15 protein-coding genes are annotated in these 19,756 nt (G+C 41.2%); 1 reads left to right on the top strand and 14 read right to left on the bottom strand.

All coding sequences use genetic code 11. The features are described 5' to 3' along the window. From GRP75_RS07310 to GRP75_RS07370, 13 genes are all read right to left on the bottom strand, one after another. The coding region (locus tag GRP75_RS07310) for an anti-phage BREX system Lon protease BrxL (RefSeq protein WP_272917184.1) at positions 1-645 on the bottom strand (645 nt) is incomplete at its 3' end. A 17-nt stretch (positions 646-662) separates the two neighbouring features. Further along, positions 663-3,221, bottom strand: a complete 2,559-nt coding sequence (pglZ, locus tag GRP75_RS07315) for a BREX-1 system phosphatase PglZ type A (protein WP_160788967.1) — start codon at positions 3,219-3,221, stop codon at positions 663-665. A gap of 79 nt (positions 3,222-3,300) precedes the next feature. Further along, positions 3,301-6,774: a BREX-1 system adenine-specific DNA-methyltransferase PglX gene (pglX, locus tag GRP75_RS07320; protein WP_160788968.1), complete on the bottom strand. Its 3,474-nt coding sequence runs from the start codon at positions 6,772-6,774 to the stop codon at positions 3,301-3,303. 78 nt (positions 6,775-6,852) lie between these two features. Then, positions 6,853-10,419, bottom strand: a complete 3,567-nt coding sequence (brxC, locus tag GRP75_RS07325) for a BREX system P-loop protein BrxC (RefSeq protein WP_160788969.1) — start codon at positions 10,417-10,419, stop codon at positions 6,853-6,855. Between the two features lie 18 nt (positions 10,420-10,437). Continuing rightward, positions 10,438-11,004, bottom strand: a complete 567-nt coding sequence (locus GRP75_RS07330) for a DUF1788 domain-containing protein (protein ID WP_160788970.1) — start codon at positions 11,002-11,004, stop codon at positions 10,438-10,440. Positions 11,005-11,014: 10 nt separating this feature from the next. Then, complete coding sequence (locus tag GRP75_RS07335) at positions 11,015-11,611, bottom strand: DUF1819 family protein (protein WP_160788971.1); 597 nt, start codon at positions 11,609-11,611, stop codon at positions 11,015-11,017. A gap of 3 nt (positions 11,612-11,614) precedes the next feature. After that, positions 11,615-11,905, bottom strand: coding sequence for a TIGR04540 family protein (locus tag GRP75_RS07340; RefSeq protein ID WP_337194217.1), 291 nt, complete (start codon positions 11,903-11,905; stop codon positions 11,615-11,617). A gap of 108 nt (positions 11,906-12,013) precedes the next feature. After that, positions 12,014-12,643, bottom strand: a complete 630-nt coding sequence (locus tag GRP75_RS07345; RefSeq protein ID WP_160788973.1) for a hypothetical protein — start codon at positions 12,641-12,643, stop codon at positions 12,014-12,016. Then, positions 12,619-13,068 carry a hypothetical protein gene (locus GRP75_RS07350; protein ID WP_160788974.1) on the bottom strand — a complete coding sequence of 150 codons (450 nt, stop codon included), beginning with the start codon at positions 13,066-13,068 and terminating at the stop codon, positions 12,619-12,621. The genes GRP75_RS07345 and GRP75_RS07350 overlap by 25 nt, the downstream gene beginning before the upstream one ends. Positions 13,069-13,826: 758 nt before the next feature. After that, a complete protein-coding gene (gene rlmD / locus GRP75_RS07355; RefSeq protein ID WP_160788975.1) occupies positions 13,827-15,626 on the bottom strand; it encodes a 23S rRNA (uracil(1939)-C(5))-methyltransferase RlmD in 1,800 nt (599 codons plus the stop codon). A gap of 221 nt (positions 15,627-15,847) precedes the next feature. Further along, entirely contained in the window at positions 15,848-16,729 is an 882-nt protein-coding gene (locus GRP75_RS07360) for a diacylglycerol kinase (RefSeq protein WP_013308843.1), read from the bottom strand. Between the two features lie 173 nt (positions 16,730-16,902). Next, on the bottom strand, positions 16,903-17,691 hold the full coding sequence (locus GRP75_RS07365; RefSeq protein ID WP_160788976.1) for a sirohydrochlorin chelatase: 789 nt from the start codon (positions 17,689-17,691) through the stop codon (positions 16,903-16,905). Then, positions 17,691-17,981: a YerC/YecD family TrpR-related protein gene (locus tag GRP75_RS07370; RefSeq protein WP_007428885.1), complete on the bottom strand. Its 291-nt coding sequence runs from the start codon at positions 17,979-17,981 to the stop codon at positions 17,691-17,693. Before GRP75_RS07370 ends, GRP75_RS07365 begins: the two co-directional genes overlap by 1 nt. 226 nt (positions 17,982-18,207) lie before the next feature. On the opposite strand from GRP75_RS07370, the gene GRP75_RS07375 reads away from it, so the two are divergent. Further along, a complete protein-coding gene (locus tag GRP75_RS07375) occupies positions 18,208-18,723 on the top strand; it encodes a hypothetical protein (protein ID WP_053324668.1) in 516 nt (171 codons plus the stop codon). A gap of 6 nt (positions 18,724-18,729) precedes the next feature. Here GRP75_RS07375 and corA read toward each other — a convergent pair whose 3' ends face one another. Then, a complete protein-coding gene (gene corA / locus GRP75_RS07380) occupies positions 18,730-19,689 on the bottom strand; it encodes a magnesium/cobalt transporter CorA (RefSeq protein WP_160788977.1) in 960 nt (319 codons plus the stop codon). Positions 19,690-19,756 lie beyond the last annotated feature (67 nt).

The following is a 19,756-nucleotide window of genomic DNA, read 5'->3' on the forward strand; positions in this document are numbered from 1 at the left end:
CAGAAGATGCCATTTTACTCTCTCATCAAGCTGTGTTGGCTCCATACCTGTCGAACGAATGAGTACATCAATCCATTCCTCTTTCGTGAAACTCTTTCTACCCTCAAACACTTCGTTCAGATCCATGTTCGGCATTTGAATCGGCTTCAAACTATTGATGCTAAACGGATTACTATTCTTGACCTCTTCATCAAAGAAATATTCCATCTTCAGCATGCACCAGATGCCACCGGCCAAAAGCTTGTCGAATTCTTTGACATAGCTCGGCGAAATCGGAACTCCTTTAAGCCCCAGATTCGAAAACTCCGCAACATAGGAGTCAATCTTCTCATTTAGGGTGACGGTGATCTTATCGATAACTGAATATTGTCCCAGTTCTCGAATTCTTGATTTTACCTTCTCCGCCTCATCTGGTCTTACAAAGTTATCTGAGAGTATCTTCTTTACCCGCTCAATTCCTTCTCGAATGTTATCCTCGTCATCTGTCGCCGCATACATGCCAAGTAAATATTCAAGTACATACACAGGGACGTTTGCCCCTTCTTTCATAAGCTTCGTCAGATCTTTTCGGACGACCCTTCCCGAAAATACGTCATTCAGTTTCCGATCTAAATCAAGTGTTTGTCCTTCATTTATTGTCTCCATTTGGTTTCCTCCCTCCTCTAAAAATCAAAATCACTTACGATGCCCAAATTGATTGTGAATTGTGTTTTTTCAATGACGATATCCGTCTCAATGTCTTTCGTAATGAGGTAATAGTTACTATTCTTGTCATACGGAATTGCCTTTAACGCAAACCGGAGCTTAAATGTACGCTCGTCTGGTTTATCTGAAGTACGATCACAAATCAGCATTTCCTCGTTACTAATCACGCTATCGGCGTCATCCACCATGTAGATCTTCACTGTTCGAGGAACTCGTTTGTCCTCTACTTTCTCCGTCTGGAAGAAGGTAAGGTTAAATAGGCTATTCGTAATCTTTCTGGTGGTGTTTGTGAGCTTAACGTCCACCTTCTCGATTTCACGACTGTTCTTCTGTCCGCTACGGATATTTTTAAATTGAATGAGCGGCACAACGATCTCTTGAAGACTCGCTCCACCGTGAACAAAATTAGCTCCCGCTCCTTGTATTTTGAAACGAATCGTGGCTTTCGGAACGTAAGTTGTGATCTGATATTCATTCTGGATCAGCTTGTCCATATTAATATCGAGAAGACCGCTCCGCTCTCCTTTTTCTTGCGAGAACAGATATCTCCGTTTGACTTCAAAGGCTTGAATTCCTTCCTTTTCAATTTTGTCACTCTCCTCCAATGCATCACGTTGATATACGAAACCATGATCCGCAGTGATGAAAATATTCGTACCGCTCAAATCATCCTTGATGATTTTAACTATATCGTACAATTCATCAATGGCTTTCTCCGCCGCTGTGAATGTATAAACCTCAGTCGATGCCTTATCCCCTGTCGCATCGATGCTATCATGGTAAATGTAAACCAGTTTTTTGCCCTTGAATGTCTCTCTACGACCCGCTTTATTCATATTCTTCAGCTCTTGAAAATGAATTGCCGTGCTATCGGGTACTGCAGTTTGGAGAATTCCAATTCGATTGTCGATGCCACTTGAAGACTTTCCATCCACTAATACATTTCCACTCAAATCGATTTCCAGATTCTTATGTGGCAGAAGTGATGCCATCCTCATCTTTGTAACGGAAGGAAGCACCCCTAACAATGGCTGTATGTCGCAAGCTCCTGTTGTCTCCGAATTCAGCTTATCCGTCAACTCCGCTGCTATCTCATAACGCATAGCATCTGATATGATAACAAATACTCGATCACCATTGGAGATTTTCGGATCAACAAAGACTCGATAGAAATCCTTCTGGCTTTGAATCCCTGGCAGAACCCAACTTGATTTCATCTCATCGTGTACAGCGGCGGACCAGTGCGAGCTTAATTCGCTCATATACCAGTTGGTATATAGGTTCTCAACCATCACTTTGAGCTTCTTCAAGATTTCGCTGTTCGAGTCATTGTCGTATGCAAAATAGAACTTTCTGTAGTACATATCCATTTGGTGATAATCATTTACATACGCACGGTACATGTCTACTGCTTGCGTTTTCGGAATACCCATGCTGTATTTCTTATAAAATTCGAACATCTTAACAGTATAGTAAAGAGCTTCATATATGAACTGATATTGCTCGTAGTAGTGCTTCGCTCTACGCAGGTTAATCAGCTTCATGTATACATCATAATCCTCAAGCCGATTTTCCAGACTGTTAGCGATATAAATGATAATTGCCTTATCGAAGTATGGGAATATATCCGCCGCCTTAAACTCTTCAACAGGGAGTTGGTTTACGATATCCGATAGCTTGATTTCTCTCTCGGCAATTTCAGCATACTGATCATACATGTGATAATCCGTTTTATGATGCATCCAATGATCGACGAACACCAATGCATTGGACTTGTTTCGAGTAGCAATGTAGCCTTTAACCAGCGAAAGACGTTCCTCACTAACCGCATGACTAAGTGCCGTGACTGTCAGATGAAGAAACAACGTTTTGAGTGATTTTTGATTTGGCTCATAACCGTATCGCTCGGATACTACATTCCAAAACACCTCTGCTCCGACATACTTTGTAATTGAATCCAGATGTTTATTTTGACTGTCATCAAGTGTATCCATAAGGACAACTTTCAGAACATCCTCAAAATCAGGGGTCTTAAGGTTGCATAAGACACTCATTATGATCAGCTCTATAGAGCCTTCAGTAAGTGCTGATGCTTCAAAACCCTTGAATTTCCTGATCCGATCCTTACTCCCAAAGAATTTCTCGTACTTCTTCACCGCACCTCGAAGTGACGGATCAATATTTAGCTCATTCATAATGAGGGATATCTTATCTGCATAGAACCTATTCGAGTATAGGATCGTATCATACAGCCAATTTTGTTCTATACTCAACTCCATATTGGAATAGATCAGATAATTCGAAGTGGGATCTTCTACTTCGAGCAACACCTTCGTATAGAAACTATTCCCCTCAGTCAGCGTATGTACTTTGACGTTCTCAAGGGAAATCTCATGTAAGTAATCAGCAAACTCCTGATCTTTATCAAACCAGAAGATGATCTTCCGATACTCGCCTTCATTGAGCGGCTGAAGAAAAGCTTCTTGCAATGCCTTTGTAACTTCATCCATATTCATTATTTATCAACACCTTTTTTCATCAGGCTAAAAACAGGGATATACCAAGATGAACTGGCATATCCCCATTGTAACCAAATTATTTGATTGGAGCGAGTAAGCCTTCAAATTTAGCATAGTTCACAGCAACACCGTCATCCAAATCGATCTCGATTTGCATGTCTGCCATGTGATGAAGCTTTTCATCATATGCTCGAAGTTCTTCGATCTTTAAGTCCAGAGACTTGAGTTTTTTCTTAGCGTTACTAATTTCCTTGGCCGTTCCATCTCCATTGATAATATCAAGAAGTGTTTTCTTCTCCGAATCCATGCGAACCTGAAGCTCATGTAGATAGTCGGTTCTTATTCTTGACAGAGTAGATTTATCATATCGATGCATGTAAATTAGGCAGTTAAACGCCTTTTGTTTGCCTGATGTGAATAACCAGTAAATGGGTCTCTTTTTGTAAATCTGTACGTGATCCTTATAGAAATCGTTTAGCAAGTATCTCGAAATGGTTTCTTTATAGGATTCTCCATCTTTTCTATTAAGAGCATCTGCTATATACTCTAAATTATCTATTAGCTTATCTTCTCCGAATACTGCCTCGATAAAATCCATAAACTTCATAACCAGTTCATCTTCCAGAAAAGTATCCGATAGTATTGGGAGTATATTGTCTTTATCAGGAGAGTATCTAAGATATTTATTCTGATCCACCTCTCCCCCCACATTTATTAATCCCTCACTATCCAATGAATAGCGTCCGAACATACATCCTACAGCAAAAGAAACCAGTGACTTTATTTCTCTTCCTCTATCAGCCTTTCTAATTGAGATGTCATCCTCTAAAACATCTGAAGTAATTTCATCTTTCATATCATATAAGTCGATGAATATCTTATTAATCTCTTCTTCATTTCTCTTTAATGATAAAAATCCATCCTCAGTGAATATCTCCCACTTTTCATAAGCACTTCTGATATCCTTTTCATTACTCGTAAAATCTATCAGTGGGTGTTTCAAAAATCCGTTTGATGTCTCGAAGGAATCCCAATCCGTCTTAGATATTTGTACATTTTCTTTTTCTAACTCTCCAATTCGATTTAATATCCGTTCATCTATAATTAGAGGAAGATTCTTAACATCCTTTACTTGTACATGCATAGTTGGATTAAATATCTTCAAATAATTGTCCATAACTTTTGTGTTTAATAAACCGAGAATATAATAGAGGTTTTGCACCTCGCTTATTGTTGGGCCAGATTTATCAAAAACGCAACCTGGGGGGAGATATCTAAAAGAAGACCCTATTGTTGTTACATCAGTATAAGTAATTCCTTCCTTATACCAATAATGAATATCCAATAAGTTAGAAGTCTTATTATTTTTATAAAAATCTCTTGCTTCATCGCTCCAATCGATAACCGCATCGAGATTACCATAATGCTTCCTAAAACTACCTCCCTTAGAGTACATAACCCATTTTTTATTTGGTCCCATATTACGACTATCTATTTCCCACCATTTTCTTAAGAACTTATCATTATCTGCCGAAATATTTTGGGATCCTGTGAAGTCGCTTATCGAATCAATGCTTATTCCTCTATTAAAAGCAGTAGTATATTTTTTACTGATCCAGTAAGCTATTGGACTTCCAGGGATTTTCGTAAAGTCACTTTGACTTACTTCCTTATACATGTTTTTAGGGTTAAAAAATTGTGTTTCTTTCTCGTATTTCAAACCATCATAGAAATCAACTAATCTAATTCCTGTTGGAATATATTCCTGATTGTATTGTTTTTTTAATACAAAAGCCGCAGTTTGAACTACTTTACCAATAATCCCATCGAACGCTTCCATTCCAAGATGTAGTATTGAATTTATTGTGTACTTACTTAGCAATTCATTTCTTAATGCTTCAAAAGCACTTAAAAATAGCCATGAATGCATAGTTACAAGGCTGCAAAATCCATCAGTTTTAGTTTGTGATAAACCCACTTCAATAAATACTGCACATAGATCGGCTTTACTTTTTTCATAATTCTTCTGAACGTATTTTTTCAATCCATCATCCATGTTTCTATTTCCCATGTATGGTGGATTTGTACAAACCACATCGTACTTGCTACTCAAAATAGTTGCCTGTAACATTATGTGTGGTAGATTCTCTTTTATTCTTTCTATAACAACCATTTCAAACAGATCACTTGGATCTGAACTTAGCAAATTATTAAAAGTCCGTTCGAGCAGTTCGAATTCTAATTGATCAACTTTTATCATTGACCCATAGACCTTAGAATCCCAAAAGATATTTTTCAAGTATTGAATCGTTTCATTAATTACGATTCTTTTTTCCTTTTCATGGGTATTATTAATTAAAATATTGACTACATCTTCATCTATCCAATTACTTTCCTTTATCACACATATATTTAATTTTATTGGCTGACTAAAGACTCTACGAGACTTCTCTCTTGCTTTCATCAAAATAGCAAATGAAGCTAATTGGACGGCTCGTTCATCAATATCCAAACCAAATAAGTTTTTTTCTAAAATCAATCGGGGAATGTCTTGCTCAATGTATCCCTTTGAAAGATACATGTCATAGAATAAATCAAATGCGTAGACAAGTATATGGCCACTTCCACAACAAGGATCCAGGAACGTAACCTTCTCTGGATCGATACTCTCATATGAAGTATCTGATTCAATTAACTCTTCCCCAGCTAAGTAATATTTCCATTCCGTTTTTAGTGAGCTTCCAGGGTCTTTTTCCAACCAAACTCTTCCAAGCGAGTTTTCCACCATGTATTTGACAATCCATTTAGGTGTGAAAAGCTGAGTTGCCAATGGAAGGGTTTCCTTTGTAATTTTCACATTTTCCTTAAAGTTAGAAAAAATAATGTCTTTTTCTTCAGAAATATAATACTGATAGAGCCATCCGATAATCTCAACCTGTCCCCAATCGGATTCGGGAATAACGGATACATCAGTCATCTCTCGGAGAAATGAATCTTTCGCCAATAATCCATCAGGAAATAGAATCTCTTTATAATCATCAATCGTTTCAAACATGAAAGGAAGAATTCTATTCAAACTATAACACTGCTTAATAATTAAATACTTATATAGTACTTCTGTTTTATTGTTTAGCTTCAGATCATATACCAATTCCTTATTAATATCTAAGTCAACCGTCAATGCCTCTTTAATAATGTCTGGTTCAGAGCTATCAATGTTGCTGGAGGATAGCACTCTTACCTTAGTAGGCAGATAATTGTTTACCTCCATAAATCTTAATGCAGTAAAACGGTTAAACCAGGTATAAGCGACTTCTTCAACGACTTGCTTATACCCTATTTCTTTAATACGGGAAATGAGCTTCTCCCGTTGTTTCTTTTCAATTGCAGAAAGCTGTTTACCATCAATATAGATAGCATCCGAACTTTCAAATTGAGCTTTTTTAATGCTTTCTTCAGTAATGCCTATTCTAAAAGCCTTAGCTTTGACTTTTTCAATCAATTCTTTACGTGCATTCGTCGCAAAGTTCTTCAATGCTGTCTTATTCACGAACCATTCACCAACCCAATATGGAATGTATATTTTTTTAATGTCAGAGTGCCGTGACCCAAGCCACGGCACATATACTTAATCAATAAATTCAATTTGTTTGTTGCTCTTAATAATCTGCTTAAGCTTTGCAGATATTGTGTCCAGTAACATATCCACATCGGCTTCCGTGCGTAAGGTCTTAGTGACAAGTAAGTTTGTTACCCTAACTTGCTCCCTCTGAAGTACAGGTTTCATGATTGTAGGAAGTGTATCTTCTCCGCCCCCTGTAACTGGTAGTTCCACTTGTTGCTTCTCTTCAAACTCACGAATTTCACGGTTAATAATAAGTTCTTCTTTGTCTTTGAAAGCGGTGCTTTGCGTTATTGTCGCATCCACCTTAAAAATATCGACAAGCTCATCCATTACATTGAACAAGTTTTCATAGTAAGCTTGGATTCGTTCTTTTGTCTCTTCAGATACCCCATCTTCATTCGTACGCAAGGTTAGATGATTCAAATCCAATTGAATTACACTTTTCGCCGCTACTTTTTTCTCTTCAAGTATGCCTTGAATCTGTTCATCGATTTTATTCACAAGCTCAGGAATATCCTTGATTTTGCGATAAGGCTGTATTTCTGTTAAGATCTCCTGCAATTTAGCAGTATAACTCTTGATCTCGTCACCTGATAAATAAACATCGTTTTCTTTGTACTTCTCCATTGAACGAAGTCCTTTATCAAAAATATCCTTTTGGGAAGCGAAGAAGCTCTTCACATAAGTAACATCTTCTTCCCAATCCAACAAGTTGTCTTCCAAGTCACGTAGTTTGGTGAAGAACGACACATTGTCTAATCCCTTTGTGAATTCACCGAAGTATTCGAGACCTTTGTTCAAAAGACTGCCACCCGGATATTTCCTACCCTCATATCGACTTTTCAAGGCATTGATCTCTTTTACCTGGTCTTCGATCAACCCTCGAATGTCTTTTATTAGTCCATCCTCATCATCAGCAACATCCGTTTTGTTGAACACTTGCTTACAGATGTTCTTCGCAACTTTCAATAACGACTCGTCAACGATTACTCGCTTTACGACAATAACCTTATCGGTCTCGCTTGCTTTTGTCAAACAATTAACAGTATTACCATCTTCTGGTTCTAAATACTCAGAATTAAGCCGTAAGCGAATCCGCTGTTCTTTCATTAACTCCGCAATCAAACCTGATATGTCAAGATCCTTCCATCCATACGGTTTATCCTTGTAACGATCCAATATCATTTTTACACGTATTTGCTTTTGGATACTATCCTGCAAGCTGATAAAGTCCATAACTTCTTTTACTGCCAGCTCATTTGCATTCGACGATCCGCCATCTATGGTCAATTGCTCATTATTTCTTCTCAAAATCGAAATGAGATCCTTTTCTGATTCCAGGAAGTGCTTGACATAGCCAAGCTTAGTATATACATTCTCAACCAATGAAAGAAATCCAGCATTAATCCTTTCTTTTACCGTCGATCCCTTAATCTCCGCCTTATTGCCGTTGATGAAGAACGTACCACCCTTGACCGCCTCTTCCAGCATGTCCCGTACCCGACGCTTACGATCCCTTGCTTCAGCTTGCTTATTGTTTAATATGTTCTGAATACTCTCTGGAAGCTGTGTCGGATTATTCTTCTTTCGATACTCCTCGATCTTGAGGACTTCTTCCATTTCCTCCACATATGCTTCATTTGCACCCAACTTCAAAATCATTTCACCTGTACCAGAAGACATAAGCATTAGTTCTTGTTCGGATTTGGCATAATGATCAGACAGCGGAGAGAGGATATTAATTCCAATACTCGAAGTTTGATTACCGATATTCTTCTCATCCATCTTCTGGTTATAAGAGAACTGGTAATGTGCCGAATAGCGGTATCTCTTGTCATCATATAGATCTTGAAAAATGTAATTAGCAAGCTCACGCTTGAGAACATCCTCTTCAATTTTCATTGCCTTGATCTCACGATTAATATCCTGCTCATCGTCCGTCAGGAAAAGGTATAACTCGCCATTCTTCTGGATGAGCGTTTGTGAAATCAGCTTTAGAAGCGATCCCTTGATTTTCTCCTTCAACGCCAACTTATCTTCATCGATCTGCGTGACCATTAGAGTTGCAATATTATCTATATTGGCAGGAATCTCTTTTATATATTTAATCATGAATAGCACTTTTAACAGATCCATATTAAACTCATCGTCTCGTAACGCAGGGTTCTCATAAGCACCTTCAATAACCCTTGCAATAGAAGGCGTTAGGAACTCTTTAATCGTATCGTAAAACGCATAGAAAGGAATTAATGTCCCTTCCTCCGCATCCTTGAATCGCAAGCCAGCTTCTTTGAATGCTGAGAGCATAGAACGCTCCCCTTCAGACAAGTGCTTGCCTGAACTTCCATGTTTACGCACTTGCTCGAAAACGTTTTGTAGGAGCTTAAACTGGTAAGGAAGGAATGGATACACATCCGCAAATTCCAGATCATTCTCATACCCTCTCAAATCCGCTGTGCTATCCTTGAAGCTCATAAGGTTCTTGAGTGTTGCACTCTTCTCAAGATGAAGAAGTTTTAGTTTATCAACGACATGCTCCTTCTTTTCAAGTATCCGCTTCTTAATAACCTCATCAACTGAGATAGAGGAAAGCGACAGCCTCGTATCGAATCGTCCTTGGATGCGGGAGAAGTCATCGCCCTTTACTTTTACAATGCTATCTATACTTTCTTGCGAAGTAACCATGATCCACACTTTACCAGAGCAATGTGTTCCAAGATCCTCTGCCAATGTTTGTAGGTTAAGCATCAATTGTCTACTGTCACCTATGTACTGGCCAATCTCATCAACCAGGAAAATAAGGTGGAAGTTGTTCCCCTTCTGTGCGATGTATTCCTTTACATCCTTCGAGAACTTCTCAATACTGATTTCAAAGTTGTTTACACCGTTCTCAAACCAATTTCTCGCCGTATCCTCGGACATCGAAGTCACTTTAGTCAATGCTCCAATGACATAATCGGCATCAAAATAGAAGGTGTTTCTGCGGTCCACCCACTCTTCGCCTGCCGCCGCTCTAAACTCCCTCTTAAAGTCCTCATATACGCCTTCTTTGGTCAGATACTTTTCCATCTCTGCAACACCAGGGATATCACCATAAAAGCCTTGGTGCTCGTAGAAAACTTTGGTGAATACCCGAAGGATGGCATCCTCTTTAGACTTGTTATCCAAGGAGCTTTTCGAGTCAATATTGAACAGGATAACCTCTGTTTCAACGTTTGAAGTTCTTTTCATATTAGCGAGAACGATTGGATCTTGAATTTTGTCGGCGAAGAAATCAACTGCACGCTTGTCTTTCGCCTTCTTGTTCTCAAGCAAGTACGCAAGAATTTTCAAGAAATGCGATTTACCCGAACCAAAAAAGCCTGAGATCCAAACACCCATCTTATCGGTAGTACCATCAATACCCTGCTGATAGTTCTCGTAAAACTTGGATAAATGCTTATTCAATTCTCGTGTTACTACATATTCATCAAGTTCTTGGTAAATATTATTTTCATCAGTTTGTGCAACCTTGATTACCCCTTTAATACTACGTTCGATATCTTTCATAAACATATCTTTAATACGCACAGAACTGCCCCCTCGAAGTTAATCCACTAAACGAAATGCCCTGTAGTAATTGTCATCTTTGAATCGATCAAACAAGCGAAGTGATAAACCGTCATACTTTCCTGGAAAGAACATGATCACAGGGATCTTATCCAGAACTTCTTGAAGATTGTTCAATATATTATGGGAACGCACAAACGGATAAACCTTGCCAACTCCAGTGATGAACACAACATTATTATCGGCTATTTGCTCCTTAATTTTTTGAAGAAATATATCAGGCTTGGCGAAGTTAGCCATTGCTTTAAATAAAGCATCTTTACCCTGTTTCTCTTCCATTTGGGGGATACGATCGTAAATCCTCTTTTCCTTCGCGATCTCGATTAACAAATTATACAGATCAAACTCAATAATCTTACGGTTAGAACCTTCATAACTGAACTCCTTCAAAATATGGGAGATATAATCCCGCACGAGCAGTTCCTTCTCAGGCTCATAATCAAATACATAAAAACTTATTTCATTCCCAAGCCCTCTACCCTCAATAAACTTATCTTCCTTGATCTTTGGGATAATCTTATCCAGTCTGCTATTCAAATTCGCCATGCTTCTACCCTCACTCACCCATCGCTCTTACATACGCGATGTCTCCGATATGAATCAAGTGTTGCTTTAACTGGTCATCCATGAGAATACGACTTAGCTCACCTGTCTTCTTATCCTTCAATATGCCTGACTCAAGTAATATCCGTTGTATGACATTTTTTAATTTCGTAACGGTCTTTTCCGTCCAACCCGCTACCCCTGTGTCTTGTTCCGCTTTGGATACGAAGTAAAGGTTCAAATCTTTTCTCTCCAGTAAATAATGATTTGACTCCAGCTTCTCACGAACAACTTCGTTCATGAATTCAAAGAATAGTCTGTCCGTTTTCATAATCGCATACAGGTTAATGAGCTTACCCGCTTCCAATGATTGCTCTATAACCATTTGACATAACATTTCATCAAGGATCCTTGCTCTCCTTAATACTGAAGGCAAACTACGTTTTAGACTTGCATTAATCTGATATTGAAATAGGTTTTCGGAAAGAACTTTCTTCCTTATGTCCTGCTCACTAAACCCACTCAATCTAAGACTTATGACCTGCTTAAATTCATAGAACATGAATGAAGCACCAGTTAAAGTGGCACTATATTCTAATTCTGTAGACATAATTCAACTCCCTGCTTTTTCTCCAGTGGATGTTTCATCCTCTAACATTCCAGTTATGGTTAGTACCCGTTCAACAACCTCCAGCCGTCGTTTGCCACATTGTTGCTTGAGAATTGTGGTGAATTCTGCTTTTTTCAAAATTTTCAGTGGGTTATTTATATACATGTTTACTATGTTCTTTTTCAGTAAATCCTCGCTTACATTATCATCCCAATAGGCATCAACAATCTCATTGATTGCTGTGGCGAGTTCCCTTTGCGTTTTATAGAAAAGCTTTAGTTTCAACGTGACCACCTCATAAGTATCACCATTTTTACTCGATTCTTACTTTATTCTTATTCAATGATTATACCTTACTGACTTAAAAAGAAAAACCGCTTATTCAGCGGTTTGTTTCGTCTTTTATCTAAGCCCTGCATACAGCTCTGGTCCCATGGCCTTCAACATCTTATCAAAAAGTTGCAATAGGTTCCTGATCGTAGTATCCAAATCATTGTCTGGCTTAAAACTAACTCCTATTTTTCGAACCTCAGCTTTTAGCATGGGGTGTATAACCTTCTGAAGTCCCTTAATCCTGCTCTCGAAAGTATGGTAAAGCTTCTCCTGACACTCCTCAAAATGTAGGTATATCGATGAATGTCCATATTTGTTTCGAGCACTCACTTTAAAGTTTACACCGCCTCGGCCACCTCCAATTGAGAGTTGGCAATCATTGCTGTTATGCTTTTTCGATTTCCAGACGTTAGTCAAGTAAGGAATGTGTATTCTAAACTTTTCAAGCATATATTGTTTCACATCCTCAACACGCTCAAAATCATAGCTTACTTTCGCTATTGCCCGACCAGTATGAGCAGATGGAACCTGTGAATATGCATAATAGGTTTCAAGCGGCGGATACTGGGAACTTCCAATTCTGTATAGGTTATTCCACACATCAAGCTTATAAAGTTTGTTAACTTCACTCGAACGCTCGATAGCTTCCTGATTTAGACGTAATGCAAAAAAATCTACAAATGAATTAGCGGATGCCATTGATATGAAAATTGCTGAAATGCAGTTCTTATGATAAATAAGTCTAATAAATAGTTATCTTCGTTATCACGTTTATGTATTAGTGGGGGACAGTACCTTTTAAGTGTATTAATGATATCTCTAAATTCCTTTGAACTTATTTCTTTTTTCAATGAACCATCCCATTCCCCCTTTACTGTAGACACACTTGAGATATAATCCAACTCAAAAAGGTGAACGTGCGACCTTAATTCGTTGAAATATGATTCATGGACTGGATTCGAAAAAGTTGAGTAAATAAAGTTTTTTTCCTCTAATCTGGCATCGATCATATGTGAGAGTTTACGACATAACTCAAGTTTTGCTTTTAAAGAAAATCTTCTTAACTTCGTATCAAGCTGTCGAAGCACATCTAAATTTACATTTAGTACACCATGTTCCGTCATCCGCTCATCTCCTTAACAGTGAAGTTTTATCCAGCATTATAATCTCCCATTCATGCGGCTTACTACAATACGAAGATTATTTATTGCTTTGCATGATACTTGAAAACAGTATTAAAACTAATGCTTATTTCTTCCTTGATATGAAAGTTCCACAAAAGTTGAATAAGATGATAATTCGGTATAATATCCACGTTGTCCTTCACCATTTAGATCTTCTTGGACAAACTTCTGAAAGGTATGTTTTTAGAATTTCTATTTCCTTTTCCCCATCCCCAAAGCAAGCAGACTCGTTACAGTCAAAAAGCACTTTTGCTTTCCCACTATGTCAAAATCCTAAATAGTCTGCCCACGCATGTCACCTTCCCCAATCACCTCTCCGCCTTACAGCCACAAGGCTTCTGAGCCTTTTCTATTCCATCATCCCTATTAGTTCGAGCAATTAAAGTTTGCATAAGAACATGGGAAAAACAGGGGCTATGACCGATAAAATCAGAGCCAAAAAGCAATTAAAATCTGCCTAATGGCAGGGGGAAAAGAAAGGGACGCGGGGTTTCGGGGTGAAGCGAATGATGGATGAATAAATCGAGAAAAAGCCTGATATAACAAGGATTTTGAGTGGTTTAGGATCTCCCCTTTCCCCTAAAATAAGAAAAAGCCGAGAAAATCAGGAGTGAATACCTGATTATCGCTCGGCTCTTAGGCAAACTATTTATGCTTTAGGCAGACTATTTAGGCTTTGGGCAAACTTTGAGTGCTATTCACATCTGATCCCGATATATTACTACCACGCACTCCACGTGCACCGTATGCGGAAACATATCCACAGGCTGTACTTCCACTGTTCTATACCCGCCATCCTCTAATATCCTTAAATCCCGCGCCAGTGTGCTTGGGTTACAGGATACATATACCACGCGCTCTGGCTTCATCTCCAGAATGGTGTCGAGCAGGCGTGGATCACAGCCCTTACGGGGCGGATCGACGACGATAACGTCGGCGGTGATGCCTTGCTCTTTCCATGCGGGAATGACATCCTCGGAGGCGCCTACCTCAAACTTTACATTACGCATTTCGTTCAACAGCGCATTACTCCGTGCATCGTCGATGGCTTCTTTGACGATCTCCACCCCATACACCTGATCCGCATGCTGAGCGAGGAACAAAGAGATCGTGCCGATGCCGCAATACGCATCAATTACCGTTTCTTTGCCCGTGAGCCCGGCATATTCGACGGTTTTGCTATACAGTACTTCTGTTTGTACGGGATTCACCTGATAAAAGGATCTCGCGGAAATCGCAAACTGGACGTTTCCAATGTAGTCGTAGATCACGTCACGACCCCACAGTACACGAGTCTCGTCGCCAAAAATAACGTTCGTTCGCTTCGTATTCACGTTCTGGCATATGCTTGCCACGTGTGGAATATGCTCACGGATACTGCCGATCCACGCATCTGCATGCGGAATATCTCGCCCATTCGTCACGAGCACCAGCATCATTTCACCCGTGCGAAAAGCAGTCTTTACAACGACATGGCGCAGCAGCCCACGTCCGGTTTCTTCATTATATGCACTGATGCCGAGCATTCGGCCAATCTCTTTCACACGTGCGACAACTTCGTCATTACGCTCATCCTGAATGAGACAGGTGTTCATATCCACAATTCGATGGCTGCCACGTGCATAGAAACCGCCGACAAGCCCACCCTCGGTGACACCAATCGGCACCTGGGCTTTGTTGCGGTATCGCCAAGGCTCACTCATACCGAGTGTAGGATGCACGACTACACCATGTACACGCGACATGCTGTCGGCATTTCCATCCGCATTCATGGCCGAATCAGAAGTCGTGACTGTATCGGCCTCACCATCTGTATCCGCAGAAGCAGCCAAAACCTGTGCAGTATGCTCACTGGGCTCTGTAGCCACACTCAGCTTCCCGATACGCTCCAGCACATCAACGACATGCTGGCGTTTCCAGCTAAGCTGCGCTTCGTAGCTCATATGCTGAATCTGACAGCCACCGCATTGATCGTAGATGGCACACGGAGCTGCAATCCGGTCAGGGCTAGCCTGCGCGATATCTAGCAGCTTGGCATACCCATACTGCTTTTTCGTTTTCAGCACCTTTATCCGTACCTTTTCCCCCGGTAACGCACCTGGAACGAACAGCGTAAAACCCTCGACACGTCCTACGCCTTCGCCATCGTGGTTCATGCCGATGATGTCTATCACGGCCTCATCATTCTTTTGCACAGGCAGATCGGTACGCTCTACACTAGACCGGTTACGATTGGGAGCTTCCTGACTTCGTCCACCGTTGGAAGAACGACGAGTATCTCGTCCATTTTCCCTTTTCTTCTGAGCCACTTCATTCGCATTTCCATTTTTATGTTTGATTTCAGCTTGAAGCAGCCCATTTCCAGCTCTAACCCGAGACTGTTCCGGTTCTCTTTCTCTTGTCGCCTTCATAGTCTTTTTGTGCTGATTTCCTTGAACAGGAGTTGCTGTTGCTGCATTCCGGCGGCTTTTTCCACGTCCGCTACGGTTATTCATCATGATTGTCACTTCTTTCTGATCTTCTTTTTATGCGGTATTTTCCTTCGGACGTCTAATTAGAATGGTCATCTAAGCATACAAACATCAACTCGAAAATGCCGTTACTCCCCACGGAGAACGGCAAGAACCAATATGTTCACACAAAAAACAACTACCTACTCTGCATTCCATATACTATATTGCGTTGCCGTCCAGAAGCAGAAATATTTCCTCATCATTCCTCACCGGAAAACATTCAAATGATGTGGTAAATTCCGGAAAGTCGCTGGCAAGGTGCCCCCTAGTTCGCCATCTAGATTAAGCTGCACATAGCCGGGTGAGGTCACTTCCATGTAATCTGTTTTAAAATAAACAATCTTCTTATCCTGCAAATGCTCACCACGTAGCGCAAGTGTTACCAATCGGATCATTTCCGCAAGATTGCATTTTCGCACAGCAATGACGTCAAGTAATCCATCATCTATTGTCGCCCCAGGAGCAAGCTTTTCAAACCCGCCCACCGAATTCGTATTCGCAATCAGGAAGAGCATAAACTCGTCGTGGATCACTTCCTGACCCGATGCCTTGATGATCAGCTCCTGTGGAGCAAGGCTGACCATTTTCTCCATGCCTTTAAAATAATACGCCAACTGGCCAATCATCGTTTTTAGCTTGCTCGGAACTTCATACGTAAGCTCGGTTAAAGTTCCCCCGCCTGCAATGTTGATAAAGTAGCGGTCGTTCGCTTTTCCGATATCCAGTGGCTTCGGATTTTGACGAATAACTAGGTCGCAATAATCCTCCCAGTGCTTGGGGATGCCCAGTGCCCTGGCGAAATCATTCGTCGTCCCCAGAGGAAACACACCTAGGGGCGGGCGGTTCTCTCTTTCAGCCATCCCGTTAATGACCTCATACAATGTACCGTCGCCACCAGCGGCGATAATCATGTCATACCCACGCTCAATGGCCTCTATTGCGGCACGCGTTGCGTCCCCTTCACCCGTGGTTGCATGGCAAGAGGCTTCAATACCACCTTCATCCAGGCGCTGCAAAACATCCGCAAGACGACGCTTCATTTCCTCACGCCCAGAGGTCGGATTATAGATTAATCTAGCTCTTTTCATTCCGTTACGCCACCCGTATATTTAATGATATTTATATTCACATTGCAGTTCATCACATTCAGTCTGTACAAAATATCATCATACTGGAAAAAGACCTCTTTTACAATAAAAGAAGCCAGACTTTGCCCAAATAAGGAAATTTAAGGCTAATATGACACTATAGCCGAACCAGACTACCTATGACTTGACCGTGCTTGCTTCTGCACACTTTGCAATAATTCACGAACTTGTCTATCCATCCAGCTTGTGAGCAAAGGATGCGGCAATAAAGGATCTCCTGAATAACGGTATTCGAGCCCCTGCAAGCGTTTAGGAATTATGTGACTTGTAAAATATCCAGAACTCAAAAATAGCGGTGCCACAATAACATCATGACCCCGCTCCTGATTCCAATACGCTGCCTTGTCGTACACACTCTCGGGATTTAGCAAAGCGTGGTCCGTGATGATACCGCTCACGCTTTGCACCGTACGGGCCAACGAAGAAATCCCCTGCTCCCAGCGCTGAAAAAAGCCGTTGTGCACACTGCCGTGACCTACGAGTAAAATAACCTCTCTCGCAGGGTCGGCCGATAGCGGGCGAATCTTGTCCCACACCATGCGGGCAACATCTTCTCCGTCATCCAGCGGGCTGCCAAAATGCACTCGCGCCTTCATTCGAAACGGCTTCAAATCTGTTTCTTTGTCCGGCGCATCTTTGACACCCAGTGCATAGCTAATCTCATCTACATGCGTACTGCCTGATGACACAAACAAAGGTATAACCAATATATCTGTTACACCCAAGGCTTCCAGACGGTCAATACCATTTTGAATCAATCTTTCTTTAACCGTTTCCAAAAATGAAACCTCTACCGGTATTTCTTCCGGCAAATGGAGCTTTGCAACTGCCTGATCCACCTGTTCCACCCAATAAGGCTCCCTAGAGCCGTGGCTGATTACCAGTATCCCAGGGCTCCGCATTAGCGTCCCAGACGTTCCAAAGTCATTTTATACCCATCATTACCATAGTTCAGGCAACGTTTAACACGTGAAATGGTGGCTGTACTGGCCCCTGTCTCTGCTTCAATCTGATTATATGTGCTGCCTTTGCCTAGCATACGGGCAACCTCCAGACGTTGGGAGAGGGATTGAATTTCATTAATCGTGCACAGATCATCAAAAAATACATAGCACTCTTCCAAATTTTTAAGAGTTAAAATAGCTTCGAACAATTGATCAATACTTTTATCATTAAGCTTCTTAAGCTGCATGGATTATCATCTCCCAAGGTTACGATCTCTCCTCATTGTACCCGAGGAATAGTCGGTTTTTCAAGCATTAACGGTTTCACGCATTACAGAACAACATTATGACCATAGAAACGTACCGTACGAATGCCCAAATCCGCTTTTATACCCGATTTCGGGACACGCGCCTAAACCCACTGTGCGTTTGTAACATACAGTAGAGTATCAACCTGCAAAGGAATGTGATCTCATGCCTGGACACTACTATCATCGGAGGCCGCTACAGCGCTCCCTTTCCGATCCGTATAGTTCATCTCCTTATCCCGGACTCGATCCATACAACGAGGTTCCGCAAGCCGGTTCTTCCGGGCTGGTTCCTTACGAGGCGCCAGCGAGTATTACGGATTCTGCCGTGGTCACACCAGACCCGGTTCCAGCCAAAGGAGGACTGCTTGGGGGGCTTGGCAACCTCAGTAATCTCAACGAAATCAAAGGCTTCATTGACCGTATGGGTGGTATTGATGGAATTGTTGCTACGGTCGGCAAGGTGCAAAAGGTCATGTCCAGTGTGCAGCAATTTGCTCCAATGGCGAAGCTGATTATGGGCTCGCTCCCAGCATTCGGTAAATCCGCGAGCAAAAATTCTGCAACAGATATCACCGAGGAATTGGATGAATACACACCACCACGCCCACGTCGGAAAAAGACACAGCGCAAAAGCACCACCACCACGCGCAGACGTCCGCGCAAACGCAAAAGAAAGTAGACTATACTATTTGAACCAGCCTCGGCGCATAAACCAGATCACCATTGCAACACTCAACAAAAACATGAAGAACAGCACACCAAAATATCCATATTTCCAGCCCAACTCGGGCATATTCGAAAAATTCATACCATAGATTCCTGCAATCAGCGTCAAGGGCATAAAAACGGTCGTAATTACGGTCAGCGTCTTCATAATTGAATTCATGCGATTGGAATTGAGCGATATATAACTGTCCCTCAGGTCGGCTGTCATCTCGCGGTCGGCCTCCAGCATGTCTGTCAGCTTCAATAAATGATCATATATATCGGTAAAATAAGCCATATGATCTCCTTGGCCCTGCACATGCTGCGAATTCAAAACTCGGTACATTAGATCACGCATGGGTACGATGGTACGGCGCAGCTTGAGCAGCCTGCCACGCAGGTCAAACACCTGCTTCATTAATTCCTCTACGGATTCGCGACCGCCCAAGCCCTCCAGCTCGGCTAATTCATCCTCAATCATAAAAAGGCTCGGAAAATAGTTATCTACCAGCTTGTCCATCACCGTGTAGGCTGCAGCCAGCGGTCCTCGCGACCATATTTTGCGTTCATTCGCATGCTGGACAATCCGCTCCCAGGCTTGATCCAGCTCCTCTAACTCATGATGGTGATATGTAACCAAAAAACGACTGCTAATAAACATATCCACTTCTTCCGCAGCTAACGTATCTACATCAAGCGCATGCACGACCAGAAACTGCACATCCTCGTAATAATCCAATTTGGGACGTTGCAGAACATGCATACAATCCTCCACAGCCAATGGGTGAAAATGAAAATAACTCGTCAGCAGCTCCGTCTCGCGATCTGTAGGCTCGCTAAAATCTACCCACATCCATATATAATCCTCCATGACGATCTGATCCAGTGGTTTTCCCACTGTTACCTGATGATCATGACCTATAGCCAATGTACGTATCACCGTACGTCCCCCTCGCTTACACTTCCGTCTGATATGTTATTTATATTTTATATAAGCCAATTAACAT

Origin of the sequence: Paenibacillus sp. OT2-17 (assembly GCF_009827695.1) — a bacterium.
GTDB classification, from domain to species: Bacteria; Bacillota; Bacilli; order Paenibacillales; family Paenibacillaceae; genus Paenibacillus; species Paenibacillus polymyxa_B.

Excerpts from the sequence above, each read along its gene's own strand:
- GRP75_RS07375 (WP_053324668.1), top strand. The coding sequence starts at position 18,208 with ATGCCTGGACACTACTATCATCGGAGGCCGCTACAGCGCTCCCTTTCC.
- GRP75_RS07330 (WP_160788970.1), bottom strand. The coding sequence starts at position 11,004 with ATGGCGAATTTGAATAGCAGACTGGATAAGATTATCCCAAAGATCAAG.
- pglZ (WP_160788967.1), bottom strand. The coding sequence starts at position 3,221 with ATGAATATGGATGAAGTTACAAAGGCATTGCAAGAAGCTTTTCTTCAG.
- GRP75_RS07360 (WP_013308843.1), bottom strand. The coding sequence starts at position 16,729 with ATGAAAAGAGCTAGATTAATCTATAATCCGACCTCTGGGCGTGAGGAA.
- GRP75_RS07350 (WP_160788974.1), bottom strand. The coding sequence starts at position 13,068 with ATGACGGAACATGGTGTACTAAATGTAAATTTAGATGTGCTTCGACAG.
- GRP75_RS07335 (WP_160788971.1), bottom strand. The coding sequence starts at position 11,611 with ATGTCTACAGAATTAGAATATAGTGCCACTTTAACTGGTGCTTCATTC.
- rlmD (WP_160788975.1), bottom strand. The coding sequence starts at position 15,626 with ATGATGAATAACCGTAGCGGACGTGGAAAAAGCCGCCGGAATGCAGCA.
- GRP75_RS07365 (WP_160788976.1), bottom strand. The coding sequence starts at position 17,691 with ATGCGGAGCCCTGGGATACTGGTAATCAGCCACGGCTCTAGGGAGCCT.
- GRP75_RS07345 (WP_160788973.1), bottom strand. The coding sequence starts at position 12,643 with ATGGCATCCGCTAATTCATTTGTAGATTTTTTTGCATTACGTCTAAAT.
- GRP75_RS07370 (WP_007428885.1), bottom strand. The coding sequence starts at position 17,981 with ATGCAGCTTAAGAAGCTTAATGATAAAAGTATTGATCAATTGTTCGAA.